At 60.1% G+C, this 23,501-nt stretch carries 29 protein-coding genes; 11 read left to right on the top strand and 18 right to left on the bottom strand.

Annotated features, from left to right (window positions below):
* Positions 1-86: 86 nt before the first annotated feature.
* Positions 87-605 carry an acyloxyacyl hydrolase gene (locus tag HXW87_RS27375; protein ID WP_047296500.1) on the top strand — a complete coding sequence of 173 codons (519 nt, stop codon included), beginning with the start codon at positions 87-89 and terminating at the stop codon, positions 603-605.
* A gap of 93 nt (positions 606-698) precedes the next feature.
* Here HXW87_RS27375 and HXW87_RS27370 read toward each other — a convergent pair whose 3' ends face one another.
* The 12 genes from HXW87_RS27370 to HXW87_RS27315 form a co-directional block, all read right to left on the bottom strand.
* Positions 699-1,004, bottom strand: coding sequence for a YkgJ family cysteine cluster protein (locus tag HXW87_RS27370; protein ID WP_047296498.1), 306 nt, complete (start codon positions 1,002-1,004; stop codon positions 699-701).
* Between the two features lie 53 nt (positions 1,005-1,057).
* Positions 1,058-1,549 (bottom strand): DUF2878 domain-containing protein, encoded by a 492-nt coding sequence (locus tag HXW87_RS27365; RefSeq protein ID WP_239778113.1) that lies wholly within the window; start codon positions 1,547-1,549, stop codon positions 1,058-1,060.
* Positions 1,542-2,807, bottom strand: coding sequence for a cyclopropane-fatty-acyl-phospholipid synthase family protein (locus tag HXW87_RS27360; RefSeq protein WP_239778111.1), 1,266 nt, complete (start codon positions 2,805-2,807; stop codon positions 1,542-1,544). The genes HXW87_RS27365 and HXW87_RS27360 overlap by 8 nt, the downstream gene beginning before the upstream one ends.
* A complete protein-coding gene (locus HXW87_RS27355) occupies positions 2,794-3,609 on the bottom strand; it encodes a DUF1365 domain-containing protein (RefSeq protein ID WP_182402450.1) in 816 nt (271 codons plus the stop codon). Before HXW87_RS27355 ends, HXW87_RS27360 begins: the two co-directional genes overlap by 14 nt.
* Positions 3,606-4,853, bottom strand: a complete 1,248-nt coding sequence (locus HXW87_RS27350; protein ID WP_239778109.1) for an FAD-dependent oxidoreductase — start codon at positions 4,851-4,853, stop codon at positions 3,606-3,608. The genes HXW87_RS27355 and HXW87_RS27350 overlap by 4 nt, the downstream gene beginning before the upstream one ends.
* Positions 4,850-5,632 (bottom strand): SDR family NAD(P)-dependent oxidoreductase, encoded by a 783-nt coding sequence (locus HXW87_RS27345; RefSeq protein WP_182402446.1) that lies wholly within the window; start codon positions 5,630-5,632, stop codon positions 4,850-4,852. Before HXW87_RS27345 ends, HXW87_RS27350 begins: the two co-directional genes overlap by 4 nt.
* Complete coding sequence (locus tag HXW87_RS27340) at positions 5,629-6,051, bottom strand: nuclear transport factor 2 family protein (protein ID WP_047296486.1); 423 nt, start codon at positions 6,049-6,051, stop codon at positions 5,629-5,631. The genes HXW87_RS27345 and HXW87_RS27340 overlap by 4 nt, the downstream gene beginning before the upstream one ends.
* On the bottom strand, positions 6,044-7,489 hold the full coding sequence (gene phrB, locus HXW87_RS27335) for a deoxyribodipyrimidine photo-lyase (protein ID WP_239778108.1): 1,446 nt from the start codon (positions 7,487-7,489) through the stop codon (positions 6,044-6,046). Before phrB ends, HXW87_RS27340 begins: the two co-directional genes overlap by 8 nt.
* A gap of 11 nt (positions 7,490-7,500) precedes the next feature.
* Positions 7,501-8,442, bottom strand: coding sequence for a MerR family transcriptional regulator (locus HXW87_RS27330; RefSeq protein ID WP_047296481.1), 942 nt, complete (start codon positions 8,440-8,442; stop codon positions 7,501-7,503).
* A complete protein-coding gene (locus HXW87_RS27325; RefSeq protein ID WP_041072444.1) occupies positions 8,442-9,404 on the bottom strand; it encodes a DUF523 and DUF1722 domain-containing protein in 963 nt (320 codons plus the stop codon). The genes HXW87_RS27330 and HXW87_RS27325 overlap by 1 nt, the downstream gene beginning before the upstream one ends.
* Positions 9,405-9,570: 166 nt before the next feature.
* Entirely contained in the window at positions 9,571-9,786 is a 216-nt protein-coding gene (locus tag HXW87_RS27320) for a TIGR02450 family Trp-rich protein (protein WP_239778106.1), read from the bottom strand.
* Positions 9,783-10,769, bottom strand: coding sequence for an FAD-dependent oxidoreductase (locus tag HXW87_RS27315; RefSeq protein ID WP_239778104.1), 987 nt, complete (start codon positions 10,767-10,769; stop codon positions 9,783-9,785). Before HXW87_RS27315 ends, HXW87_RS27320 begins: the two co-directional genes overlap by 4 nt.
* 197 nt (positions 10,770-10,966) lie before the next feature.
* On the opposite strand from HXW87_RS27315, the gene HXW87_RS27310 reads away from it, so the two are divergent.
* Together HXW87_RS27310 and hemH are read left to right on the top strand one after the other, a co-directional pair.
* Positions 10,967-11,869, top strand: coding sequence for a TIGR01777 family oxidoreductase (locus HXW87_RS27310; RefSeq protein ID WP_047296476.1), 903 nt, complete (start codon positions 10,967-10,969; stop codon positions 11,867-11,869).
* A 13-nt stretch (positions 11,870-11,882) separates the two neighbouring features.
* Positions 11,883-12,908, top strand: coding sequence for a ferrochelatase (gene hemH / locus HXW87_RS27305; protein WP_182402442.1), 1,026 nt, complete (start codon positions 11,883-11,885; stop codon positions 12,906-12,908).
* Between the two features lie 111 nt (positions 12,909-13,019).
* Here hemH and HXW87_RS27300 read toward each other — a convergent pair whose 3' ends face one another.
* Together HXW87_RS27300 and upp are read right to left on the bottom strand one after the other, a co-directional pair.
* A complete protein-coding gene (locus HXW87_RS27300; protein ID WP_007951684.1) occupies positions 13,020-14,294 on the bottom strand; it encodes a uracil-xanthine permease family protein in 1,275 nt (424 codons plus the stop codon).
* Between the two features lie 2 nt (positions 14,295-14,296).
* On the bottom strand, positions 14,297-14,935 hold the full coding sequence (gene upp, locus HXW87_RS27295) for a uracil phosphoribosyltransferase (RefSeq protein ID WP_041072432.1): 639 nt from the start codon (positions 14,933-14,935) through the stop codon (positions 14,297-14,299).
* A 162-nt stretch (positions 14,936-15,097) separates the two neighbouring features.
* On the opposite strand from upp, the gene HXW87_RS27290 reads away from it, so the two are divergent.
* The 3 genes from HXW87_RS27290 (at position 15,098) to HXW87_RS27280 (ending at position 16,626) form a co-directional block, all read left to right on the top strand.
* Positions 15,098-15,655 (top strand): hypoxanthine-guanine phosphoribosyltransferase, encoded by a 558-nt coding sequence (locus HXW87_RS27290; RefSeq protein WP_041072430.1) that lies wholly within the window; start codon positions 15,098-15,100, stop codon positions 15,653-15,655.
* Positions 15,656-15,789: 134 nt separating this feature from the next.
* Positions 15,790-16,275, top strand: coding sequence for a hypothetical protein (locus HXW87_RS27285; RefSeq protein WP_239778103.1), 486 nt, complete (start codon positions 15,790-15,792; stop codon positions 16,273-16,275).
* A 63-nt stretch (positions 16,276-16,338) separates the two neighbouring features.
* Complete coding sequence (locus HXW87_RS27280; RefSeq protein WP_041072426.1) at positions 16,339-16,626, top strand: PA4642 family protein; 288 nt, start codon at positions 16,339-16,341, stop codon at positions 16,624-16,626.
* A gap of 161 nt (positions 16,627-16,787) precedes the next feature.
* Here HXW87_RS27280 and mqo read toward each other — a convergent pair whose 3' ends face one another.
* Positions 16,788-18,296 (bottom strand): malate dehydrogenase (quinone), encoded by a 1,509-nt coding sequence (mqo, locus tag HXW87_RS27275; protein ID WP_239778101.1) that lies wholly within the window; start codon positions 18,294-18,296, stop codon positions 16,788-16,790.
* Between the two features lie 707 nt (positions 18,297-19,003).
* Entirely contained in the window at positions 19,004-19,237 is a 234-nt protein-coding gene (locus HXW87_RS27270) for a hypothetical protein (protein WP_041072422.1), read from the bottom strand.
* 203 nt (positions 19,238-19,440) lie between these two features.
* On the opposite strand from HXW87_RS27270, the gene HXW87_RS27265 reads away from it, so the two are divergent.
* Positions 19,441-20,025 carry a YajG family lipoprotein gene (locus HXW87_RS27265; RefSeq protein ID WP_025109324.1) on the top strand — a complete coding sequence of 195 codons (585 nt, stop codon included), beginning with the start codon at positions 19,441-19,443 and terminating at the stop codon, positions 20,023-20,025.
* 177 nt (positions 20,026-20,202) lie between these two features.
* Here HXW87_RS27265 and HXW87_RS27260 read toward each other — a convergent pair whose 3' ends face one another.
* The gene (locus HXW87_RS27260; RefSeq protein ID WP_047296561.1) at positions 20,203-20,409 is read right to left on the bottom strand and encodes a hypothetical protein; all 207 of its coding nucleotides are present in this window, start codon (positions 20,407-20,409) and stop codon (positions 20,203-20,205) included.
* A gap of 194 nt (positions 20,410-20,603) precedes the next feature.
* On the opposite strand from HXW87_RS27260, the gene HXW87_RS27255 reads away from it, so the two are divergent.
* A complete protein-coding gene (locus HXW87_RS27255) occupies positions 20,604-20,882 on the top strand; it encodes a hypothetical protein (RefSeq protein ID WP_007967709.1) in 279 nt (92 codons plus the stop codon).
* 144 nt (positions 20,883-21,026) lie between these two features.
* Here the strand turns inward: HXW87_RS27255 and HXW87_RS27250 are convergent, their stop codons facing one another.
* Positions 21,027-22,190 (bottom strand): 1-acyl-sn-glycerol-3-phosphate acyltransferase, encoded by a 1,164-nt coding sequence (locus tag HXW87_RS27250; protein ID WP_179294961.1) that lies wholly within the window; start codon positions 22,188-22,190, stop codon positions 21,027-21,029.
* A 142-nt stretch (positions 22,191-22,332) separates the two neighbouring features.
* On the opposite strand from HXW87_RS27250, the gene HXW87_RS27245 reads away from it, so the two are divergent.
* From HXW87_RS27245 to HXW87_RS27235, 3 genes are read left to right on the top strand one after another with little or no spacing between them, the layout of a single operon-like run.
* Positions 22,333-22,515 (top strand): CPXCG motif-containing cysteine-rich protein, encoded by a 183-nt coding sequence (locus HXW87_RS27245; protein WP_239778100.1) that lies wholly within the window; start codon positions 22,333-22,335, stop codon positions 22,513-22,515.
* Positions 22,516-22,524: 9 nt separating this feature from the next.
* Positions 22,525-22,785: a DUF2007 domain-containing protein gene (locus HXW87_RS27240; RefSeq protein ID WP_047296466.1), complete on the top strand. Its 261-nt coding sequence runs from the start codon at positions 22,525-22,527 to the stop codon at positions 22,783-22,785.
* 36 nt (positions 22,786-22,821) lie between these two features.
* Positions 22,822-23,445 (top strand): SOS response-associated peptidase, encoded by a 624-nt coding sequence (locus HXW87_RS27235; protein WP_047599203.1) that lies wholly within the window; start codon positions 22,822-22,824, stop codon positions 23,443-23,445.
* Positions 23,446-23,501: the final 56 nt, after the last annotated feature.

Genomic DNA, 23,501 nt, shown 5'->3' with positions numbered 1-23,501 from the left:
AGCTGAACTTCTGCTCAAGCGCTGATTTCTATACCGCTGGGTTTACTAAAAAACCAAACGATCGTTCCGGAAAAGGAAGTTTCAAAGTGAAGCGACTATTCTGCTTGGCCGCGATTGCGGCTGCACTGATGGGGCAAAGTATTACCGCACAAGCGGCAGGCGTTGAGTTTGCAGTGGGTGCGACCAGCGATTCGACCATGACGTATCGCCTCGGCATGAATTTCGATTGGGACAAGAGCTGGCTGCAAAGTGACGTCGGTCGCCTGACCGGTTACTGGAGCGGTGCCTACACGTATTGGGAGGGTGACAAGACTTCCAGCAACAACAGCCTGTCGTTCTCGCCGGTGTTCGTTTACGAGTTTGCCGGTCAGTCGGTCAAGCCGTATGTTGAAGCGGGCATTGGTGTCGCAGCGTTCTCCAACACCAAATATGAAAGCAACAACATCGGCGGCTCTTTGCAGTTCGAAGACCGCATCGGTTTTGGCCTGCGCTTCAATGGCGGGCATGAAGTCGGGATCCGTGCGACGCACTATTCCAACGCCGGCCTGGCCAGCAGCAACGACGGTGTAGAAAGCTACGCGCTGCATTACACGATGCCGCTGTAAGCAAGATCAAAAGATCGCAGCCTGCGGCAGCTCCTACAGGAAAACCCAATCCCCTGTAGGAGCTGCCGCAGGCTGCGATCTTTTTGCATCTAATCAACGGTAGGCCGTGGCAATGCCTTTGCGTTCTTCAAGGCACTCCGGTGCCCCCATCTCGAACTCGCGACAGATCAGCGGACGTCGTTCGTAGATCGTGCACATCATGCTGTCGCGATCCAGCGCCGCGCACCAGCCGTCGTCCAGACGCAGCATCACTTCACCGCCCCACTCATCGTTATCGATAAAGCGCTCAGGCACGCCGGTGTCGGTGATCAGCATCACTTCAAGCTGGCAGCAGCACGCCGCGCAGGTCGAGCAGGTGACCGCTGGCTCGGTGATTTGCTGGTGGGGAATGGTTTTCATGCCGGGCAGTGTAAGGCAGCCGCCGGTTGTCGTGTGAAAGGTCTGACAGACGCTCAGTGGCTCAAGCGCCGCGCCATGGCATGCAATAACGGAAACAGCAGGGCCCACAGCAGGCCGATGCCGATCAGGGTCGGCACTTCACCGTAGGGGAATCGCACGCCGGCCAGATGTCCGCCGCCGTAATAGGAGACAGCGCCGCCCACTGCGCCGAGTCCGCTGGCCAGCCACCAGGGACGGGCGCTCCACTGCAGGCAATGCCGCAACGTGGTGGCGAGCAAGGCCCAGAGCAGCATCAGCCATAGCGGAATCAGCGGCGACAGATCCTGGAATTCGAACACCCCGGTGGCCCGCAACAGGCTGTCTACCGCCGTGCCGACAATCACCACGCTGAGGATCAAGCGACCTTCCGCCGCCCAACTGCTGATCCAGCCCAGATGAATCACCAGCACCGCCAGCGCCAGCAGCAGCCACAGACTGTTGCCGCCGATGACACAAGCCAGCCAGCCGACCTGAAACAGTACGGCATTGGCCACTCGCTCAAGCATCGAAGCGCCCGAGCAACGGCGCCGGCATGGCCGCCGGTTTCGCCAGCAGCAATTGCGCCGTGCCGATGGTGCGCTCCAGAAAACCGCCTTCGCAGTAGCACAGGTAAAACTCCCACAGCCGCAGGAAGTAATCGTCGTAACCCAATTCACTCAAGCGGCCGTGGGCGCGGCGAAAGTTTTCGTGCCACAGGCGCAGGGTACGGGCGTAGTGCAGGCCGAAATCTTCCATGTGCAGCAGGTTCATGTCGGTCTCGCGGCTGACCACTTCAAGCATCTTTTGTACGCAGGGCAGGGCACCGCCGGGGAAGATGTAGCGCTGGATGAAGTCGACGCCGCGCTTGGCCTGCTCGTAGCGCTGCTCGCGGATGGTGATTGCCTGCAACAGCATCAGGCCGTTGCTCTTGAGCAGGTGCGCGCATTGTTTGAAGTAGGTCGGCAGGAAGCGATGGCCGACCGCTTCGATCATTTCGATCGACACCAGTTTGTCGTACTCGCCGGTAAGGTCGCGGTAATCCTTGAGCAGCAGCGTCACCCGATCCTGCAACCCCAGGGCTTCAATGCGCTTGACGGTAAACGCGTACTGCTCTTTCGACAGGGTCGTGGTGGTGACACGGCAACCGTAATGCTGCGCGGCGTAGAGCGCCATGCTGCCCCAGCCGGTGCCGATCTCCAGCAGGTGGTCTTCGGGTTGGAGCGCGAGCTTCTGGCAGATCCGCTCCAGCTTGTTCAGTTGTGCCTGTTCCAGGCTGTCCTCGGGCGTGAGGAACTGCGCGGCCGAATACATCATGGTCGGGTCGAGAAACTGTTCGAACAGATCGTTGCCCAGGTCATAGTGCGCGGCGATGTTTTTCTGCGAGCCCTTGCGCGTGTTGCGGTTGAGCCAGTGCAGGCCTTGCACCAGTGGCCGGCTGAGGCGGGCCAGGCCGCGTTCCATGGCGTCGAGTACGTCGAGGTTGCTGACGAACACGCGCACCACCGCGGTCAGGTCCGGCGAACTCCAGTAACCGTGGATAAACGCTTCACCGGCACCGATCGAGCCGTTGCCGGCGACCATGCCCCACACTGCTGCATCCTGGACATGGATTTCACCGAGCAGGTGGCTGCCCGGCGTACCGAACATCAGGCGTTCGCCGTCCTCGACCACCAGTAATTGCCCGTGTTTGAGTCGGCTCAGTTGCCGCAATACGCCGCGCCGCAGCAGCGAGCCGGTCAAGCCGTTGGTGCTGAAGCGACTGACAGTCAGGCTAGAGGATTTCATGGCGGTGCTCCTTGGGAGGCACAGTGGCGATTTGGAAGCTGCCGTCGGCAGCCTGATGAGCAAAAATCGGCGCGCGTTTGAGCAACAGGCGCAGGGCTTGCCAATAAATGGCCAGACAGGTTTTCGCGGTCATCCACGGAAAACGCCGCAAGTAGCGGTGCAGGCTGCGGCGATCAAGGGGCTCGCGTTGCAAGTTCAGCGTGGCGTCGAACAGCTTGAGGTCGCCCTGCCAGTCGGCCATGTGCACGCCGAGGTTTTGCGCAGCCGGGCTGAAACTCATGCGGTACTCCAGATCGCGCGGCAGGAACGGCGAAACATGAAAGGCCTTGGCCACGGCGAAATGCTGATGAAAGTCTTGCAAGTGGGTCGGCGTGCGGGCGGGCAAAACGTAGTGATAACGTTCGCGCCACGGCGTGTTGGTCACTTCGCAAAGAATCGCCGCCAGTTGCCCGTCGGCTTCGTGACAATAAAAGAAGCTCACCGGATTGAACGCCAGACCCCAACTGCGCGGCTGGGTCAGCAGGCAGACCGAACCTTGCGGCTGATAGCCAAGGGCGCCTGCGACCTGCTGGCGTACCGCGTCGATCAGGCGCATGCCGCTGGCGGTAAAGGCTTTCAGGTAATCGGTTTCGCGAAACGAAAACGGCGCAAAACGGCTGCGGCTGGCAAACGGCGACAGTTCGAACACGGCGTCCTGTTCGGCCAGATCGAGGTACAACAGTCCGATGCGGTAGCGGAATTCGTGGCGTCTGGGCGCAAAGCGCCGATGACCGATCCAGCCGCTGTACAGGGCGCTGTTCATAAGCTTTCCCCGAACGCGGCGGCCACGCGCAATGCGCTGACCACGCCGTCCTCATGAAAGCCGTTAGCCCAGTAAGCGCCGCAGTAGTGGGTGTGCTGCTGACCGTCGATTTCGGCCCAGCGGTTTTGCGCCGCAACGGCCGCAAGGCTGAATTGCGGGTGGGCGTAGGTGTATTTGGCGAGTACCTTGAACGGGCTGATCCCGGCGCTCTGGTTGAGGCTGACGCAGAACGTGGTGTCACTCTGAATGCCCTGCAGGATGTTCATGTCGTAAGTGACTGCCGCGTGAGTATGGCCGGCGCCGCTCAAGCGATAGTTCCAGCTGGCCCACGCCAGTTTTCGGGTCGGCAGCAGACGGGTATCGGTATGCAATACGACTTCGTTATCGGCATAAGGCAGGGCGCCGAGGATCGAGCGTTCATTATGGTTGGGCGTGCCCAGCAGTTGCAGGGCCTGATCGCTGTGACAGGCGAGTACAACCTTGTCGAAACGCTCGATGCCGGCCGGGCTGTGGATAACCACGCCGTGTTCATCGCGATCGATGCGCGTCACTGGACAACTGAGACGGATCTTGTCCCCGAACGCGGCGGTCAGCGGCGCGACATAAGCACTTGAGCCGCCCTCGATCACCTGCCACTGCGGGCGATCGCTGACCGACAACAGGCCATGATTCTTGAAAAAGCGCACGAAAAATTGCAGTGGAAAATTGAGCATTTCGGCCATCGGCATCGACCAGATCGCCGAGCCCATCGGCACGATGTAGTGCAGGATGAAACGTTCACCGTAACCGCCAGCCTTGAGGTAATCGTCGAGGGTGGTGTCGGCGGCGATCCGCTGTTCGGCGAGGTCGCGCTGGGCTTCTTTATTGAAGCGCAGGATGTCGCGCAACATCCCCCAGAAGCCCGGTGACAGCAGGTTGCTGCGCTGGGCGAACAGGCTGTTGAGGTTATTGCCGTTGTATTCCAGGCCGGTGTCCGGGTCGGTCACCGAGAAGCTCATTTCGGTCGGCTTGAACGACACACCGAGCTGGCCGAGTAAACGAATGAAGTTCGGGTAGGTCCAGTCGTTGAACACGATGAAGCCGGTGTCCACGTGGTATTCGCGGCGGTCGACGGTTACCTGCACGGTGTGCGTGTGGCCGCCCACCCAGTCGCTGGCCTCGAACACCGTGACGTCGTGTCGGCGATTGAGCAGGTAGGCGCAGGTCAGGCCGGCGATCCCGCTGCCGACAATGGCAATCTTCATATCGGGTCTCGCAGCGGTGGGTTGCTGCGCACCATGCGCTTGCCGATCGCCAGTTGCAGGCGCGCCGGCAGTTTAGACAGTGGCCACAGCGCCGCCATGAACAGTGCCGGAAAGGCGATTTCCAGCGGACGGTCCTTGAGCTTGGCGAAGATGTGCCGCGCGGCTTTATCCACAGGCCAGCTCAACGGCATCGGGAAGTCGTTTTTCGCGGTCAGCGGGGTTTCGACAAAACCCGGGCTGATGATGGTGACTTCGATGCCCTCGACGGCCAGATCGATGCGCAGCGATTCGAACAGATAGCGCAGCCCGGCTTTCGACGCGCCGTAGGCTTCGGCCCGAGGCAGCGGCAGGTAGGTCACGGAGCTGGCCATGCCGACCAGATGCGGCGCGGTACCTTTGCGCAACAACGGCAGGGCGGCTTCGATGCAGTAACTGCTGGCGAGCAGGTTGGTACGCACCACGTATTCGATGATCGAGGCATCGAACTGTCGGGCGTCCACGTATTCGCAGGTGCCGGCATTGAGAATCACGCTGTCCAGTGACCCCCAGGCCTGTTCGATCTGCTGACCGATTTCGCGCACGGTCTGACTGTTGGTCAGATCGCCCGCCACCACCAGCACTTGCCCCGGATAGCGTTGCGACAACACTTTGAGTGGTGCCACTTGCCGCGAGCTGACGGCCAGATGCGCGCCGCTTTTCAGAATCTCTTCAGCCAGTGCTGCGCCGATGCCACTGCTGGCACCGGTCAGCCAATACCGCCGCGGAGGTGTACGACTCATCCCATTCTCCTTTTCAACCAGGCGATCGCCCGGCCCAATACGGGTAAATGTTCATACAGCATGGCCCCGGCATCGAAATAATCCCGGTGGCGATAAACCTTGTCTCGCCAGAGCAGGTGCGAACACCCGGCGACGCGAATCAAACGGCCGCCGGCCAGACGCGGGTGGCGGTAACTCATGACCCAGCGCAAGTAGCCTTCGCCGTCAGCGATCTGGTCGAAGCCGTGGAAATCGAAGCGCAGCTCGCTGACGTTGGCATACAACTCGCTGAAGTAATGGCGCAGTTGTTTCAAACCCTGCACTTCATGCAGCGGGTCGGTGAAGTGAATGTCATCGCTGTACAGCTCGCCCAGGCGTTGCAAGTTGTCTTTGTTCAACCCGGCAAACTGGTGGGCGAAGCGGCGCAGGAATTCACTCATGGACCTCTCCTGTAGACGAGCGCGACGGCAGGTTCTTGAAAGCCGCCAGCGCGCGTTCGCGCGAAGCCCCGAGATTGACGATCGGCGCCGGATAGTTGGCGACGCCGAACAGTCCGCCGGCGCTGGCCGGGTCATGTACTTCTTTCTTGTTCAGGCCAGCCAGCTCAGGCAGCCAGTGCTTGATGAACAAGCCTTCGCTGTCGAATTTTTCCGATTGGCTGATCGGGTTGAAAATACGGAAGTACGGTGCCGAATCAGTACCGGTCGAAGCGCTCCATTGCCAGCCGCCGTTGTTCGCTGCCAGGTCGCCGTCGATCAGGTGCCGCATGAAAAAACGCTCGCCTTCACGCCAGTCGATCAACAGGTTTTTGGTCAGGAACATCGCCACCACCATCCGCAGACGGTTGTGCATCCAGCCGGTTTCCAGCAATTGGCGCATGGCCGCATCAATGATCGGCAAACCGGTGCGCGCTTCTTGCCACGCGGCCAGATCGTCCGGCGCATCACGCCAGGCCAGGGCCTCGGTTTCCGTGCGAAACGCGCGGTGACGCGACACCCGTGGATAACCCACCAGAATGTGCTTGTAGAACTCACGCCACAGCAGCTCGTTGATCCAGGTCACCGCTCCGACCTTGCCGCTGTCGAACTCGCCCTGATTGCTTTGCAGGGCCGCATGCAGGCATTGGCGCGGCGAAATTACCCCGGCGGCCAGATAGGCCGAGAGTTGACTGGTACCGGGTTTGGCCGGGAAGTCGCGTTCGCTCTGGTAGTAGTCGATCTGCGCATCGGCGAAGGTGTCGAGACGGCGTCGGGCTTCCTGTTCGCCAGCCGGCCACAGGGCGCGCAATGACTCGCTCGGTGGTGCAAAACCTTTGATTGAGGCCGGCACCGGATCGCTGTCGACATTCAGCTTCGCTTGCTTGCCGGGGGCTTTTACCAACGCTGGCACCGAACGATGCAGGCGCTCATAGCAAACCTTGCGAAACTGGCTGAACACCTGAAAGTAAGTTTCGGTTTTGGTCAGTACCGTGCCGGGTCTGAACAGCAGTTGATCGAGGTAGCTGTGAAACGCGATGCCTCTGGTTCTCAGGGTCGCGGCGACTGCGGCGTCGCGCTGGCTTTCGTGGACGCCGTATTCTTCATTGGCGTGCACGGTTTCCACGTTCAGTTGCCGGCAAAGCTCAAGCAACACCGCCGGTGCCTGATCCCAATGGTCGGCAGTGCGCAGCAGCAACGGGATATTCAGCGCGCCAAGGCTGGCACTCAATTCACGCAGGTTGCGCAACCAGAAGTCGATCTTGCACGCCGCGTCGTCATGTTCCAGCCACTGCTGCGGGCTCAACAGATACACGGCAACCGTCGGGCCGCGCGCAGCGGCAGCCGCGAGGGCGGTGTTGTCATGTTGGCGCAAGTCGCTGCGCAGCCAGATCAATTGCATCGCGGTTTCCATTAAATCAGCCCACGCTGAACGAGTACCTGATGCGCCGAGAGCGAATCTTCGGCCAGGATCAAATCAGCGATCTCAAGGGGTCTTACGGACAACTCGGTCTGGTGGATGCATACCGTTGGTCCGACGAGCATTTTTGCCGCGCTGATGCCGTTCAGCAGTTTCGGCAGCTGCGCCAGGTTCATTGCCTTGCTGGAATACAGCAGCACTCCTCGCGCTTGCAGGTGATCGACCGCCAGCGCCAGTTCTCCGGCCGGAAGAGGCCAGTCGAACACTTGTACCGGACAGTCGGCACTGCTGATCAGCCACGCGCAGAGCCACAGGTGTGGTTCCAGCGCCAGGTCCGAGTGATTGATCAGCAGCAGCGGTGCAGCGTGCAATTGCCGATTGTTATGGTAGATGCGCGCGCCGAATTTGCTGCGCAACCACGAATAAAAGAACACACGCTCCATCTGCGCACCGAACTGTCCTTGCCAGCGCTGTTCGAGTTCGGCCAGCAGCGGCAGGAGTAATTGCTCGCACAGCGTGCGTGGCGGGTACAGGGCCATGGCCTGGTTGATGCTGTCGTCGAGATTGCGCTCATTGAGCTGGATGACGGCGCCGAGCAAGGACTGACGCTGTCGTTGCCAGTCATTCTCCACCGTCTCGGTGAAGGCTTGCGGCGCGTCGAGCAACGGTTTGACCTGACTGACCGCCACGCCTCGGTTGAGCCAGGTCAGAATGGTCAGGATCCGTTGCACATGTTCGCTGGAGTACAGACGATGGCCCTTGGGCGTGCGCTGCGGCACGATCAACCCGTAACGGCGCTCCCAGGCGCGCAGGGTAATGGCGTTGACGCCGGTCTGCCGCGCCACTTCGCGGATGGGCAGCCAGCCCTCGTCGAGGGCTTTCTTGAAGTCCGCACCGAGGTCTTCCCGGGCGCTGCTGTCGAGTGTGTCGTTCATCAAATGGCGTTTCGCAGGCTGAGGTTTTCCGGATGCGGCTGCAGGTACACCTGTTGCGCGATGTACGGATCCGGGTGTTGGCGAAAATGATGTTTGAGCAAGGTCAGCGGCACCACCAGCGGCACGATGCCGTGACGGTACTGGCCGATGACATGTTGCATTTCCTGTTTGTCTTCAGGGCTGATCGCCTGTTTCAGATAGCCGCTGATGTGCTGCAGGACGTTACTGTGGGTGCGGCGGGTGGCGCATTTCTTCAACGCGCTCATCAGCTCGCTGAAATAGCGCGGGCCGAGTTCGACCGGATCGGTCTGGGCCATGTTGCCCAGCAATTTGCCCAAGGCTTTGTATTGCTCAGGGTTGTGCGCCATCAACAGGTATTTGTAGCGCGAGTGGAATTCGGTCAGTGCGCGGCGGCTCAAGCCTTGTTTGAGCACTTGTTGCCAGGCGCTGTAGGCGAGTACGCGGGTGATGAAGTTCTCCCGCAACACCGGATCGTTCAGACGTCCGGCTTCTTCCACCGGCAGATCCGGGTGCTGTGCGCAGAACGCCTGGGCATAGATGCCACGGCCGCCGCCATTCACCGGCGCGCCGTTGGCGTGATAGACCTTGACCCGCTCCAGACCGCATGAAGGCGACTGTTGCATGAAGATGTAGCCGCAGATGTCATTGAGCTCGCCGGCCATTTTCTGCCCGTAGGCTGCCAGCGGTTCGGTGACATTGATCTGCGGATTGACGGTGCCGACCGCTTCAGGAGCGTCCGGATCCCCGACCAGCCGGATCGGCTCGCGAGGAATGCCCAGGCCAATCGCGACTTCAGGACAAACCGGGACGAATTCGAAATGCTCGGCGAGTGTGCGGCTGCACAGCCGCGATTCCTTGTGCCCGCCGTTGTAGCGCACTTCGGCGCCCATCAGGCACGCGCTGATGGCGATTTTGGGCCGCAAAGCAGAAAGATCGGACATGCACACCTCGAATCTATTCCTGTACAGGTATTTATTTCTGTACAACTTTTCCTCAGCATAGATTCATGCGTGTACAAGTCAACTCATTTGTATAAGTTTTTCCAGGTTTAACGCTCTCAACTGTGAGAGCGAGCTAGTTCGCGAAGGCGTCGGATCACGGGAGTGTTTACTTCCAGCCCTGGAGCCATTCAGTCGAAATTCTCAGGCGCTGCCATTCAAGCCTTTCGCTGCGCTGCGTCAGGACTGCCTGCAACTCGATCTCCAGCACCGTACCTTCCTCATCACGGAACAGCTCGGTGACCAGAAAATGCTTTTCACGGTTTTGCGGGTGGGCTGCTGTCCACTTCGAGAGCAGCAGCTTTTGCGGATTGATGCGGTTCATTGCAAGTGTTCATGCAAACGGCGTGCAGCTTCCTGGCCGCTGAGCCAGGCCCCCTCGACGCGCCCCGACAGACACCAGTCGCCGCAGGCATACAGGCCCAGATCGGCGTCGGCCAGCGTGCCCCATTCGTGGCCGGTCGCAGGGCGCGCATAGAGCCAGCGGTGGGCGAGGCTGAAGGTCGGCGCGGGCATGGCGCTGTGCAGCAGTTCGGCGAAGGCACCGTGCAGTTGCTCGATCACCGCTTCCTTGGGCAGGTCGATGTGTTGCCGGCTCCAGGCGCTGCTGGCGTGCAGTACCCAAGTGTCGCACGTCGTGTCACGTCCCGGTTTGCTGCGGTTGCGTGCCAGCCAGTCGAGCGGACTGTCCTGCACAAAGCAACCTTCGATCGGGGTGTCCAGTGGCGTATCGAAGGCGAGGGCGACGGCCCAGGTCGGGTCCATTTTCACCCCGGCGGCCGCGCCGGCGAGTTTCGGTGCAGCGGCCAGCAATGCAGTGGCTTGTGGCGCCGGAGTGGCGATCACCACATGGCTGAAGGGACCATGGGTGAAGCCTTCGGCGTCCTGCAAATGCCAATGTTCTTCGCCGCGAAACACCTCGGTGATGCGGCAGGCGAAGTGCACTTCCAGGCCATTGAGCAAGCCGCGGGTGATGGCGCTCATGCGCGGCGTGCCGACCCAACGGGTCTGCTCGTCCGGCGACAGATTCAATTGCCCGCACTGACAGGTGTAGAGCTGCGGTTGCCATTCGGCGACCCAGCCCTGGCTTTGCCAGCGCTGCACCTCGGTGACGAAGCGTCGGTCGCGGGCGGTGAAATATTGCGCGCCCATGTCCAGAGAGCCGGCGTCGCTGCGTTTGCTCGACATGCGCCCGCCGCTGCCGCGGCTTTTGTCGAAGAGCTGGACGGTGTGTCCGGCCTCTGTCAGCGCCTGCGCGGCGGAGAGTCCGGCGATGCCGGTGCCGATGATTGCGATAGGTACAGTCATAGGGGCCTCGTTTACCTTTCTGTACAGACTACGCCGTCAATGAAACCTGTACAATTTTGTTTTTTGGTATAACTTCTAGCGTTCTCGTTCTGACAGCTTGGCCTATGGTTAAACAATAGAGCCTGCCCGATAGAAAAGATCCCTGCTTATAAAAATAGACTAGTGATCCGGGTAAAACGCCACGCGAGGAAGATGTCATGCGCATATTGCTGACCGGCGGTACTGGTTTGATCGGACGTCAGCTCTGTCAGTATTGGTCCAGGCAAGGCCATCAACTGACGGTGTGGAGTCGGCGTCCGGAGAAAGTCGCGCAGATCTGCGGTGCGCAGGTGCGTGGTATTGCTCGTCTCGAAGACTTCGGCAACGAGCCACTGGACGCAATCGTCAATCTGGCTGGAGCACCGATCGCAGATCGGCCATGGACCCATCGGCGCAAAGCGTTGTTGTGGAGCAGCCGCATCACCCTGACCGAAACCCTGCTGGCGTGGCTGGAAGCGCGACAACAGAAACCGGCGTTGTTGATTTCCGGTTCTGCAGTCGGTTGGTACGGTGACGGCGGTGAGCGCGAGCTGACCGAGGATTCACCGCCGGTGATCGACGATTTTGCCAGCCAGTTGTGCATTGCCTGGGAGGAAACCGCGCAGCGTGCCGAAGCGTTGGGCGTGCGCGTGGTGCTGGTACGAACCGGGCTGGTGCTATCAGCCGAGGGCGGCTTTTTGTCGCGGCTGTTGCTGCCGTTCAAGCTTGGCCTGGGCGGGCCTTTGGGCAATGGTCGGCAGTGGATGCCATGGATTCATATTGATGATCAAATCGCCCTGATTGATTTTCTTCTGCACCGCGATCAGGCGAGCGGTCCTTATAATGCCTGCGCACCGAAACCGGTGCGCAATCGCGAGTTTGCCAAGACGCTGGGCAGCGTGCTGCACCGTCCGGCGTTCATGCCGATGCCGGCCCTGGCGCTGAAGGTCGGGCTTGGCGAAATGTCATTGCTGTTGCTGGGCGGCCAACGGGCCGTGCCGGCACGCTTGCTGGAAGCGGGTTTCACTTTCCAGTTCACGGATTTGCGCGCGGCTCTGGATGATCTCTCCGGCCGCCTTTGAAATAGGACGATGCATGACCGATCACGCCTTGCTTCTGGTCAACCTGGGCTCCCCGGCCTCGACTTCGGTGGCCGATGTACGCAGCTACCTCAATCAGTTTCTGATGGACCCGTACGTGATCGACCTGCCGTGGCCGGTGCGGCGACTGTTGGTGTCGCTGATCCTGATCAAGCGCCCCGAACAATCGGCCCATGCCTACGCGTCGATCTGGTGGGAGGAGGGTTCGCCGCTGGTGGTGCTGAGCCGTCGTCTGCAACAGCAGGTGACCACCCAGTGGACCCATGGCCCGGTGGAACTGGCCATGCGTTACGGCGAGCCGTCGATTGAAACGAAATTGCTGGAACTGGTCGCCGCCGGGCACAAGCGCATTACGCTGGCGCCGCTTTATCCACAGTTCGCCGACAGCACCACCACCACGGTATTCGAAGAAGCCAAGCGGGTGATTCGCGAGAACAAGCTCGACGTGAAACTGTCGGTGCTGCAACCGTTTTACGATCAGCCGGAATACCTCGATGCACTGGTCGCCAGCGCCCAACCGCACTTGCAGCAGGATTACGATCACTTGCTGCTGAGTTTTCATGGTTTGCCGGAGCGGCACCTGACCAAGCTCGATCCGACCGGCAATCACTGCTTCAAAAACGAAGACTGCTGCAAGAATGCCTCGCCGGCTGTGCTGGCCACCTGTTACCGCGCCCAGTGCCTACGCACCGCCTCCGAGTTCGCCAGGCGTGCGGGCATTGCCGATGGCAAATGGTCGGTGTCGTTTCAGTCGCGTCTGGGGCGGGCGAAGTGGATCGAACCCTACACCGAGGCGCGGCTGGATGAGCTGGCGAAAAGCGGCGTGAAAAAGATGCTGGTGATGTGCCCGGCGTTTGTCGCCGATTGCATCGAGACGCTGGAAGAGATTGGGGATCGCGGCCAGGAACAGTTCCGCGAGGCGGGGGGCGAGGAGCTGGTGCTGGTGCCGTGCCTGAATGACGACCCGCAATGGGCGAAGGCGTTGGCAACCCTGTGTGAACGAGCGCCGTTGGCCCTCTGAAAGCATCGCGAGCAGGCTCGCTCCCACAGGGGATCTTCAGCGCACCGAAGATCAATGTGGGAGCGAGCCTGCTCGCGAAAGCTATCTGTCAGACAATAAAGATCTAAAGCCTTAGATCAGCGGCTCATCCGCCTTCTTGTGCTTCCAGCTGTCATTGCCCGGCAGGATCAGGTTCAGCGCAATCGCCACCACCGCGCACAACGCGATGCCTTTGAGGCCGAAGTCATCAGGGCCGGTGCCAGTGCCGACCAGCACACCGCCGATGCCGAACACCAGAGTCACCGAGACGATCACCAGATTGCGCGCTTCGCCCAGATCGATCTTGTGGCGGATCAGGGTGTTCATCCCCACTGCGGCAATCGAGCCGAACAGCAGGCACAGAATCCCGCCCATCACCGGCACCGGAATGCTTTGCAGCAGCGCGCCGAACTTGCCGATGAACGCCAGGGTGATGGCGAAGATCGCCGCCCAGGTCATGATTTTCGGGTTGTAGTTCTTGGTCAGCATCACCGCGCCGGTCACTTCGGCATAGGTGGTGTTCGGTGGGCCGCCAAACAGGCCGGCGGCCGTGGTAGCGATGCCGTCACCCAGCAAGGTGCGATGCAGGCCCGGCTTTTTCAGATAGTCACGACCGGTCACGCTGCCCACGGCAATGACGCCGCCGATGTGCTCGATGGCCGGCGCCAGCGCCACCGGAACGATGAACAGGATCGCCTGCCAGTTGAACTCGGGTGCCGTGAAGTGCGGCAGGGCGAACCATGGCGCGGCAGCAATCTTCGCGGTATCGACCACGCCGAAATAGAACGACATGGCAAAACCGACCAGCACCCCGGAAATGATCGGCACCAGGCGGAAAATGCCTTTGCCGAACACCGCCACGATCAACGTGGTCAGCAGCGCCGGCATCGAGATCATCATCGCGGTCTGGTAATGGATCAGCTCGGAACCATCACCCGCCTTGCCCATTGCCATGTTCGCGGCAATCGGCGCCATCGCCAGGCCGATGGAGATGATCACCGGACCGATCACCACCGGTGGCAGCAGACGGTCAATGAAGCCGGTGCCTTTGATCTTCACGGCAAGGCCGAGGAAGGTATAGACGAAACCGGCCGCCATCACGCCGCCCATGGTCGCGGCGAGGCCGAACTGGCCCTTGGCGAGAATGATCGGAGTGATGAAGGCAAAGCTCGACGCGAGGAACACCGGCACCTGACGCCCGGTGACGATCTGGAACAGGATCGTTCCCAGACCCGCGGTAAACAGTGCCACGTTCGGGTCAAGACCCGTGATCAGCGGCATCAGCACCAGGGCGCCGAAAGCCACGAACAGCATCTGGGCACCGGACAGCACCGTGCGCCAGAGCGGATCGTTGAACTCTTGCTGCATGTTTACGCGTCCTTCTGCTTGGTGCCGAAGATCTTGTCACCGGCGTCGCCAAGCCCAGGGATGATGTAACCGTGCTCGTTCAAACGCTCATCGATGGACGCGGTGTAGATGGTCACGTCCGGGTGAGCCTTTTCTACGGCAGCAATGCCTTCCGGCGCTGCGACCAGCACCATCGCGCGGATGTCCTTGCAGCCGGCTTTCTTCAACAGGTCGATGGTCGCGACCATGGAGCTGCCGGTGGCGAGCATCGGGTCGATGATCATCGCCAACCGTTCGTCGATTTCCGGAACCAGTTTTTCCAGGTAGGTGTGCGCTTGCAGGGTTTCTTCGTTGCGGGCGACGCCCACTGCGGAAACCTTGGCGCCCGGGATCAGACTCAGCACGCCTTCGAGCATGCCGATGCCGGCGCGCAGGATCGGCACGACGGTGATCTTCTTGCCGGCGATTTTTTCCACCGACACGGTGCCGCACCAACCTGGAATATCGTAGGTTTCCAGGGGCAGGTCTTTGGTAGCTTCATAGGTCAACAGGGCGCCGACTTCCTGAGCAAGCTCACGAAAATTCTTGGTGCTGATGTCAGCGCGGCGCATCAGGCCGAGTTTATGGCGGATCAGCGGATGGCGGATCTCGAGGATGGGCATGGAAAAACTCCGGCGGCGGGCAAAAAAACCGGCCTAGATTAATCTATCCGAGGGTGATGTCCTATAGGACATTGAGTACGTTAGTCCATTAACGCTTGATTCGACCTCGCGGGATGCGTACCTTTGCCCGCTTTTCCAATTCCGCCACCCCTGGAGAGCGCCATGTCCGCTGATCTCGAGCATATCCGTCAAATCATGCGAGAGGCTGACTGCCTGTACACCGAAGCTGAAGTCGAGGCCGCCATCGCCCGCGTCGGTGCACACATCAACGAACAACTGGCCGACAGCAACCCGGTGGTGTTCTGCGTGATGAACGGCGGCCTGATTTTCTCCGGCAAACTGCTGACTCATCTGCAGTTCCCGCTGGAAGCCTCCTACCTGCACGCCACCCGTTATCGTAACGAAACCAGCGGCGGCGACCTGTTCTGGAAAGCCAAGCCGGAAGTCTCATTCATCGACCGCGACGTGCTGATCATCGACGACATCCTCGACGAGGGTCACACCCTGGGCGCGATCATCGACTTCTGCAAACACGCCGGCGCCCGCAAAGTGCACACCGCCGTGCTGATCGACAAGGACCACGACCGCAAGGCGCGTCCTGACCTGAAGGCAGACTTCGTCGGCCTGCCATGCGTTGACCGCTACATCTTCGGTTACGGCATGGACTACAAAGGCTACTGGCGTAACGCCAACGGGATCTTTGCCGTTAAAGGCATGTAAGCAAGATCAAAAGATCGCAGCCTTCGGCAGCTCCTACAGGAGATTGATGTACACCCTGTAGGAGCTGCCGAAGGCTGCGATCTTTTGCTTTTAATCCCATGCTAGAGTGCTCGGCCTCGCCCCCGGAGCCTGTCATGAGCCTTCTGATCCGCAGCTTTACCGCCCTGTTGCTGACCCTCAGCCTGCCCCTGGCCGCCGCCCCGGCGCCGATGCACAGTCAGTTTCTACCGCCGGACGACTTGACCCTGCGTGATGCCGAACCCGAGCAGCAACAACTGCTGCAGGTCACCGATTATTCGGTGGTGGTCGGTGCGCAACGCCAGTCCAATCAGCAGCCGATTCCGGTGACCTCACCGTTGATGATCCGCCTCAAGGGCAAATCGTTGAACAAGGGCGCAACCATCACCCAGGTGCTGGTCAATTTCGACGGCGAAAGCAAAAGCCTGAAAAAACCGGTTTATGACGACACGCGCAAAACCCTGACCCTGTTCTACCCGCTGGCCCAGTACCGGGTGGTGATCGACCTGCTGCGCAACGACACCGTGTATGTACAGTTCCTCAGTTACGCCAACGGCCACATCTGGGCCGATCTGCACACCGGAGCCGTTCGTGCGCGTTGAGCCTTGAGGCTGGGCAGGGGTAAACTGCCCGCCCCGTGTAATGTCTGCGAGCTGGAGTCGGCAATGCGTAAAGATAAGAAACAGGTGATTGGTGACGAGATCGGCGATGAGCAGATCAAGCTGTTCCTCGATTTTGAACCGGTCGACGCCACTTCGCCGTCGCTGCACAAACTGATCAAGGCTTATCGTGGTTTGCGCATCGACGATTTCGAGCGCTTCCTGACGTTCTTCGTGGCTGCCGGTTACGACGTGGATGGCAAGGATGAGCAGGGCCAGACGTTTGTTGATCTGATCAAGGATCAGCGTAACGCGGCCGAGTACATTGAGCTGATCGACAAGGCGCGCGGTTAAGATCAAAAGACAAGATCAAAAGATCGCAGCCTTCGGCAGCTCCTACACTGGATTTGTGTTTACCCTGTAGGAGCTGCCGAAGGCTGCGATCTTTTGCTTTTCAGGGCCATAAAAAAACGCCCCGCACTCACTGAGTACGGGGCGTTTTTCATGTCGCAAGATCAAGCGAAGCTTGGGGTCTCGCTGCTTTCTTCCACCAGTTCCAGGGCGATGTTGTTCTGCGTGTTGATCTTGCGATACAGCGCAGCATCGGTTTCCAGAACCTTTTCACGGGCCGGGAAGATCTCGGCCAGTTTGGCCGCCCACTCACCCTTGGCCTTGGCCGGGAAGCATTTTTCGATCAGTTCCAGCATGATCGAAACAGTCACCGAAGCGCCTGGCGAAGCGCCGAGCAGGGCGGCGAGGGAGCCGTCTTTCGCCGCGACCAGTTCGGTACCGAATTGCAGGATGCCGCCCTTTTTCGGGTCTTTCTTGATGATCTGTACCCGTTGGCCGGCCACTTCCAAACGCCAGTCTTCGGCTTTCGCCTCAGGGTAGAAGCGACGCAGGGATTCCAGGCGCTGCTCCATCGATTGCATCACTTCGCTGACCAGGTACTTGGTCAGGTCCATGTTGTTTTTCGCCACTGCCAGCATCGGCCCGATGTTGCCGGCGCGAACCGACAGCGGCAGGTCCATGAAGGAACCGTGCTTGAGGAACTTGGTGGTGAAACCGGCGTATGGTCCGAACAGCAGGGATTTCTTGCCGTCGACCACGCGGGTATCCAGGTGCGGCACCGACATGGGTGGCGAACCCACCGCGGCCTGGCTGTAAACCTTGGCCTGGTGGTGCTTGACCACTTCCGGGTTATCGCAACGCAGCCACTGGCCACTGATCGGGAAGCCGCCGAAGCCTTTGCTTTCCTCGATGCCCGAAGCCTGCAGCAGCGGCAGGGCCGCGCCACCGGCGCCGAGGAAGACGAATTTGGCATCGACTTCACGGCTGTTGCCGCTGTTGACGTCCTTGATGCTGACGGTCCAGCCGGCGCCGTTACGCTTGAGGCCGGTCACGCGCTTGCAGTATTTGACCTGGGTGTCCGGTGCGCTGGTCAGGTGCTTGAGCAACTGATTGGTCAGGGCACCGAAGTTGACGTCGGTGCCGTTCATCACGCGGGTCGCAGCCAGGACTTCGTCCGGCGAACGGCCCGGCATCATCAGCGGCATCCACTCGGCCATCTTGGCCTTGTCTTCGGTGTATTCCATGTCGGCGAAGGCGTGGTGCTTGTGCAGCACGTTGAAGCGTTCCTTGAGGAACGACACGCCTTTGTCACCCTGGACGAAGCTCAGGTGCGGCACAGGGCTGATGAAGGACTTGCACGAGCCGAAGGTGCCTTTTTTGGTCAGGTACGACCAGAACTGCTTGGACACTTCGAACTGGGTATTGATGTGCACGGCTTTCTTGATGTCGACGCTGCCGTCGGCGGCCTGCGGCGTGTAGTTCAGCTCGCACAGGCCGGCGTGGCCGGTACCGGCGTTGTTCCACGGGTTGGAACTCTCCGCGGCCCCGGAATCCATCAACTCGACGACTTCCAGCTTGATCGTCGGGTCGAGTTCTTTGAGCAGTACTGCCAGGGTGGCACTCATGATGCCGGCCCCAACCAGAACTACGTCGACTGCTTCGTTATGCGCCATTTAACGCGTCTCCAAAATCTGCAGCACCAAATTGTCGGCATGGCTGCCAGGGAGTGGCGGGGCAGGTCAGTTGCGCCCCGGATAACCCATGGTCAGGTTCGTCATGTCCGAATCTTCGCAATTTTTCGCAACTTCGACGGATGCATGCGGCCTGGCTTCAAGAGTTGCATGAACTCATTTCAGCGCGTGGCTGGCAATTCGACTTATGGTCGAGACATCCGTTTTGTGCAACCAAATCCGTAGCGGACAGGCTTCAGGCTCCGATGTTCGAGATATCCCCGGTCCTGTGTCGTTGGGCTGTTACAGACGCTAATGGTGCATGTTCAGACGCAAAACTATTCATTTGCTCGCCACACTCTTGTGAAGTTGTGAAAACCCGTTTTTTTCACGCTCTTTTGAAGACGTGAACCTCAAAAAAGGGCTGTCCAGGCCTGGCACCGTGCCCGCAAAGGCAAAACAACGCGGTGGCCGAGCGTATGACAGCTCTGCAGATTCGCGAAAAGCGGGGTTTTGCCGGAAGAACAGGCAAGCGCGCCAACTTCACTCGATCTGTGTGGGCGGCTCTCTGTGGGCGATTTTGATGGCGAATGCAGGGCATTGCCGGTGTTGCGGGGCCCGATCAGGAGACGTCCTTATAATCGGGGGGAGATTGTATCGAAGAAATGCGGGCAGTTGGTCGAGTTTAATGACTTTTATTAGGCATCCGGTCAGATGCTCAACATCGCCTGGGCACGTGCGCGAGGTTGTTGCTCGATGACCCGGGCGCTGGCGGGCAGCGGCTGGTGCAACCAGTTGAGGCGGATTTCTTCGATTTCCACCCAGCCGTCACCCATTGGCTTGAGGCTGCACTGTTTGAAGGCCTGGCAGTGACCGTTGCGATCCAGCAGGGCGAAGCTGCGGTGCAGCGGACGTGGCGCGAACAACGAGATCAGATAACGCATGGCAAGTACCTTGTTGGGGACTGGTTTGAAGCTTGCCAGGCGGCCGTGACGCCAAGGTGTATGGGCGGTGAATAATCTGTGACAGGAACCGCATTCTCTCGGCTGGGTCAGACATTTGAGTATTCACTGTCGAGTGCTGGTTACCCGCAGTGGCCCACCGCTATACTGCCGGCCTGTTTGTGCCTGATTCTGGAGAAAAGAGCATGTTGCAACGCCTGTTGTTCGGTTTGATCACTGTGACCAGTTTGACCCTGGTTGGCTGCGCCCACAGCCCGCAACAACTGAGCCCGGAACCGAAGTTGACCACGCAGTTGGCCCCGGTCGGCCATGGCCAGCAAGTGGTGGTGCGCGTGGTTGACGGTCGTCCGTCGCCAACCCTCGGCACCCGTGGCGGCCTGTACCCGGAAACCAGCGCCATCACTGTACAACGCGAGCAGATCCTGCCGAAGTTGCAGGCCCAGGCTGAAGCCGCCGTGCGGCTGCTCGGCTTCACCCCGACCAGCAACGCGATGAATGCGCCGCAACTGACCGTGACCCTGACCGAGCTCAAGTACCAGTCGCCGAAAGAAGGCATGTACGTGACCGAGGCCACCATCGGCGCGACCTTCCGTTCCGACGTGCAGAGCGGCAACCGTCGTTACAGCGGCCGCTACGGCGCTTCGCTGGACCAGCGTTTCGGTATGGCGCCGAACCAGGAAACCAACACCAAGCTGGTCAGCGACGTGTTGAGCGACGCCTTGACTCGCCTGTTCAAGGACCCGACCGTGGGTCAGATCCTCGCCGAGTAAACTGTTCGGCTGATGTGAAAAAGCCCGGGCCAGTGATGGCGCCGGGCTTTTTCATGCCTGCAGGACGACGCTAATCCCCTGTAGGAGCTGCCGCAGGCTGCGATCTTTTGACTTTGATTTTTAAAACAACATCAAAAGATCGCAGCCTGCGGCAGCTCCTGCAGAGGACGATGTGGGTCAGGCGGCCTGGGAGTAGAAGTCGAGCACGCTCACGCCCGTCAGCAGATCAGTCTCCGGCAAATCCGCATGTTGATGCCCGCCGAGAGCGCAATACACCAGCCAGTGGCGATCCTGAACATTGAAGGCGAGACTGCCGACGAGGCTTTGTTGTTCGTCGGACGGGGTGATGAGGTACAGGCGATCCTGGTTTTCGGCGTGCAGCATGTCGCGTTCCATGTGTGTTTCGAGGCGCGCATGGTGGCCGATGTAAATGACGATGCCGTGACACAGGACAGCCATCGGTCGATTGTCAGGTTATTTGTCGCAAAGGGTAGGGCGGTGGCGGAGTGTTTCGGTAGAATCCGCGCCGCGGTCGTCGATCGGGCGCCTGCCACACTGATTCAGATCCGAGGTCTGTGATGTCGCTGCACTTGATGACGCTGTTTACCGCCCATCCCGCCAAATTGATCAACCTGCTGGCGCTGGCTCTGGCTTTCCCGGGCAGTTGGCTGCTGCATGCGACCCGCCGTCGTGAACAACGCGCCATGGCCAGCATCGCCGCTCAGCGCCAGGCCCAACCGAACGCCGAACCGATTCTGGATTGGGCGACCTTGCGCATGAACCGCTTTTTCTACCGCTTCGGTTTTGCCTGCCTCGGCCTGGCCCTGATCGTCTCCTGGATCAGCACGCGCTTCTGAAGTGAATGCAAAACCTTGTGGCGAGGGGATTTATCCCCGATGGCCTGCGCAGCAGGCCCATAATTATTCAGGCAGAATCCTGGGGTCGCTTCGCGACCCATCGGAGATAAATCCCCTCGCCACAGTGTGATTTGCCAACAGTTTTTACAACGGCAATCCAGCCTTCACCCGGTACTGATTACGCACCGGCGTCGCATATTGCAGCACCAGATACGGACGGTGCTCCTCAGGGCAGGCATCCAGACGGCTCTGCCATTCTTCCTGCGCCTTGGCCAGTTCATCGGCGGGGAACAGCTCGGCAGCCTTCGGCACGTTCAGTTGCGGATCGGCGTCGGCCCACTGCGCATATGCCAGGTAATGCACCGGGAACAGGCGATAACCACCGAGAATCTGCTTGTCCATCTCGACCGCCAATTGCTTGGTGTCTTCGAACAGCTCGGTGATCGGCGCGGCGAAGTTCACATGCACCCGGCCCTTGTAGCCCGTAATGCCCTTGGCAATGCTCACGTCATCCTCGCCCGGTGCCTTGGCGTAGGTGCCGGTGGTGGCGCGGATATACAGCTCGCGGGCCTTGGCCTGGTCGCACGGGTCGTATTCGTAACTGATCGACACCGGGGTCAGGTTCAGCGACTGGATCACTTCGCCGAACGGCTCGTCCTTGCGGCTCATGTGGAACATCTTGAGGATCGCCGACTCGGTACGGTCGTCGCCGTCCTTGGCCCGGCCTTCGGCCTGCGCGATCCAGATCGAGGCGCAATCGTTGCGGATCGAGTGGTTGATGTACGCCGACAGCAATTGATACGCCGCCATCTTCTCGCGGCGCCCGGTGATCGAACGGTGCACGATGAAGCTCTTGTTCAGGCGCATCAGATCGCTGACAAAGGGCTTTTGCAGCAGGTTGTCGCCGATTGCGATGCGCGGCGTCGGCAGGCCGGCGTGGTACACCGCATAGTTGACGAAGGCCGGGTCCATCACGATGTCGCGGTGGTTGGCGATAAACAGATAAGCGCTGCCGGACTTGAATTGCTCGACACCCGTGTAGGTCACGCCGTCGGTGGCGCGCTCGATGGTGTGGTCGACGTAGGACTCGATCTTGTCCTGCAACGTCGCCACCGAGGTCACGCTGGCGAACTCACGACGCAGCCGATGGGCTATAAGGGGTTTGAGCATCCAGCCGAAGGCACCGGCAAAACGCGGGAAGCGGAAGTGGGTGAGGATATCTAGAAACGCCTTGTCGCCGAGCAGTCTTGCCAGTACCACAGGTACTTCGCTGTCGTCGTAAGGTCGGATGGCATCGAATTCGCCCATCATGCTCTCTTGTTGGAAACGGCTAGGGTAAGTAAAGGTTTTGATCGAAAACCAACGGGGCACGGTCTGAAAAAGTAGCCAGACAAAAATAGCCCTGCAAATAGACCGGCGATTATACGCACAAGTCACCTGGGAGACCGCGATGCTGGAAAGCGCACTGTATGAATGTCCGTATTGTGGTGAAGAGGTCGAAACGATGGTGGACCTGTCCGCAGGCGATCAGACCTACATCGAGGACTGTGAGGTGTGTTGTCGACCGATCACGTTTGTCTTGCAGGTTCACGGCGAGGACTGGTTTCTGGAAGTGTTCAGTGAAAACGAATGAGGGGCGCCCATGCAGCGAATCTACGAGCCGGAAAACCTGATGGAAGGCGAGATGCTCAAGGGCATGCTCGCCAGCGAAGGCATCGAGGCGCATCTGGTGGGCCGGGATCTGCTCGGCGGCACGGGGGAGTTGCCGATTTTTGGCCTGCTGGGGTTGTCGGTCGATAACGATCATGCCGAATACGCCCGCGAGCTGATCACCGCGTACAATGCTGCGCTGCCGCTGCCCGGCGATGAACCGGAGAGCTTCCCCGGGACGCTGGTCTGTTAGGCTGACGTTCGTTTTATTGCTGAGTCGTGTTGCCCCATGTGTGGACGTTATGCCCTGTTTCGCTGGAACCGCGACTTCGCGGCCCTGCCCGGATTTCCCGCCGATCAGCAGGCGCAGTGGAATATTTCTCCCAATGATTCGGTGTTGATGCTGCGTGCCGAGGCCGACGGCCAGCGCACGCTGGCCCGCGCCCGTTGGGGGCTGACGCCGCCGTGGCTGACCGATCTGTCGAAAACCCCGGCGCATGCCCGGGCGGAAACCGTCGCCGAACAGCCGATGTTCCGTGAAGCACTGCGCCTGCGTCGTTGTCTGCTGCCGGCCAACGGTTTCTACGAATGGCGCGGCAATCTGCGCAAGCGCCCGTACTGGCTGACGCCCGGAGAGGGTTCGTCGTTGTTTTTCGCGGCGATCTGGGAGGCGTACCCGGTGCAGGAACAGGTGTGGCTGAGCACCGCGGTCATCACCCAGCCGGCGGCCAGTCAGCGCCGACCTTTGATACTTGATGAGGCGGGGCAGGCGGCCTGGCTCGATCCTGCGACGCCGTTGCATGTGCTGCAGGGCTTGCTCGCCAGTGAGCCGGCGGCGTTGCGCGAGCGGGTGCTGGCGAATCTGGTGAATGATCCGAAGCTCAATGGGCCGGAGTGTCTGACCCCGGGTTGATGTGAAAAGCGAAAAGATCGCAGCCTGCGGCAGCTCCTACAGGATTGGTGTAGGAG

The organism is Pseudomonas sp. Y5-11 (genome assembly GCF_022368695.1).
Classification (GTDB): domain Bacteria; phylum Pseudomonadota; class Gammaproteobacteria; order Pseudomonadales; family Pseudomonadaceae; genus Aquipseudomonas; species Aquipseudomonas parakoreensis.
The sequence above is the reverse complement of the archived record's forward strand: the minus strand, read 5'-3'. Positions and strand labels throughout refer to the sequence as shown.

Coding starts and splice junctions, on each gene's coding strand:
- HXW87_RS27340 (WP_047296486.1), bottom strand. CDS start 6,051: ATGAGTGAATTCCTGCGCCGCTTCGCCCACCAGTTTGCCGGGTTGAAC.
- HXW87_RS27245 (WP_239778100.1), top strand. CDS start 22,333: ATGCTGGAAAGCGCACTGTATGAATGTCCGTATTGTGGTGAAGAGGTC.
- HXW87_RS27290 (WP_041072430.1), top strand. CDS start 15,098: ATGTCCGCTGATCTCGAGCATATCCGTCAAATCATGCGAGAGGCTGAC.
- HXW87_RS27250 (WP_179294961.1), bottom strand. CDS start 22,190: ATGGGCGAATTCGATGCCATCCGACCTTACGACGACAGCGAAGTACCT.
- HXW87_RS27315 (WP_239778104.1), bottom strand. CDS start 10,769: ATGACTGTACCTATCGCAATCATCGGCACCGGCATCGCCGGACTCTCC.
- upp (WP_041072432.1), bottom strand. CDS start 14,935: ATGCCCATCCTCGAGATCCGCCATCCGCTGATCCGCCATAAACTCGGC.
- HXW87_RS27240 (WP_047296466.1), top strand. CDS start 22,525: ATGCAGCGAATCTACGAGCCGGAAAACCTGATGGAAGGCGAGATGCTC.
- HXW87_RS27270 (WP_041072422.1), bottom strand. CDS start 19,237: ATGCGTTATCTGATCTCGTTGTTCGCGCCACGTCCGCTGCACCGCAGC.
- mqo (WP_239778101.1), bottom strand. CDS start 18,296: ATGGCGCATAACGAAGCAGTCGACGTAGTTCTGGTTGGGGCCGGCATC.
- HXW87_RS27255 (WP_007967709.1), top strand. CDS start 20,604: ATGTCGCTGCACTTGATGACGCTGTTTACCGCCCATCCCGCCAAATTG.
- HXW87_RS27265 (WP_025109324.1), top strand. CDS start 19,441: ATGTTGCAACGCCTGTTGTTCGGTTTGATCACTGTGACCAGTTTGACC.
- HXW87_RS27370 (WP_047296498.1), bottom strand. CDS start 1,004: ATGAAAACCATTCCCCACCAGCAAATCACCGAGCCAGCGGTCACCTGC.
- HXW87_RS27350 (WP_239778109.1), bottom strand. CDS start 4,853: ATGAAGATTGCCATTGTCGGCAGCGGGATCGCCGGCCTGACCTGCGCC.
- HXW87_RS27365 (WP_239778113.1), bottom strand. CDS start 1,549: ATGCTTGAGCGAGTGGCCAATGCCGTACTGTTTCAGGTCGGCTGGCTG.
- HXW87_RS27360 (WP_239778111.1), bottom strand. CDS start 2,807: ATGAAATCCTCTAGCCTGACTGTCAGTCGCTTCAGCACCAACGGCTTG.
- phrB (WP_239778108.1), bottom strand. CDS start 7,489: ATGCAATTGATCTGGCTGCGCAGCGACTTGCGCCAACATGACAACACC.
- HXW87_RS27235 (WP_047599203.1), top strand. CDS start 22,822: ATGTGTGGACGTTATGCCCTGTTTCGCTGGAACCGCGACTTCGCGGCC.
- hemH (WP_182402442.1), top strand. CDS start 11,883: ATGACCGATCACGCCTTGCTTCTGGTCAACCTGGGCTCCCCGGCCTCG.
- HXW87_RS27300 (WP_007951684.1), bottom strand. CDS start 14,294: ATGCAGCAAGAGTTCAACGATCCGCTCTGGCGCACGGTGCTGTCCGGT.
- HXW87_RS27330 (WP_047296481.1), bottom strand. CDS start 8,442: ATGAACGACACACTCGACAGCAGCGCCCGGGAAGACCTCGGTGCGGAC.
- HXW87_RS27325 (WP_041072444.1), bottom strand. CDS start 9,404: ATGTCCGATCTTTCTGCTTTGCGGCCCAAAATCGCCATCAGCGCGTGC.
- HXW87_RS27285 (WP_239778103.1), top strand. CDS start 15,790: ATGAGCCTTCTGATCCGCAGCTTTACCGCCCTGTTGCTGACCCTCAGC.
- HXW87_RS27280 (WP_041072426.1), top strand. CDS start 16,339: ATGCGTAAAGATAAGAAACAGGTGATTGGTGACGAGATCGGCGATGAG.
- HXW87_RS27345 (WP_182402446.1), bottom strand. CDS start 5,632: ATGAGTCGTACACCTCCGCGGCGGTATTGGCTGACCGGTGCCAGCAGT.
- HXW87_RS27355 (WP_182402450.1), bottom strand. CDS start 3,609: ATGAACAGCGCCCTGTACAGCGGCTGGATCGGTCATCGGCGCTTTGCG.
- HXW87_RS27260 (WP_047296561.1), bottom strand. CDS start 20,409: ATGCTGCACGCCGAAAACCAGGATCGCCTGTACCTCATCACCCCGTCC.
- HXW87_RS27310 (WP_047296476.1), top strand. CDS start 10,967: ATGCGCATATTGCTGACCGGCGGTACTGGTTTGATCGGACGTCAGCTC.
- HXW87_RS27320 (WP_239778106.1), bottom strand. CDS start 9,786: ATGAACCGCATCAATCCGCAAAAGCTGCTGCTCTCGAAGTGGACAGCA.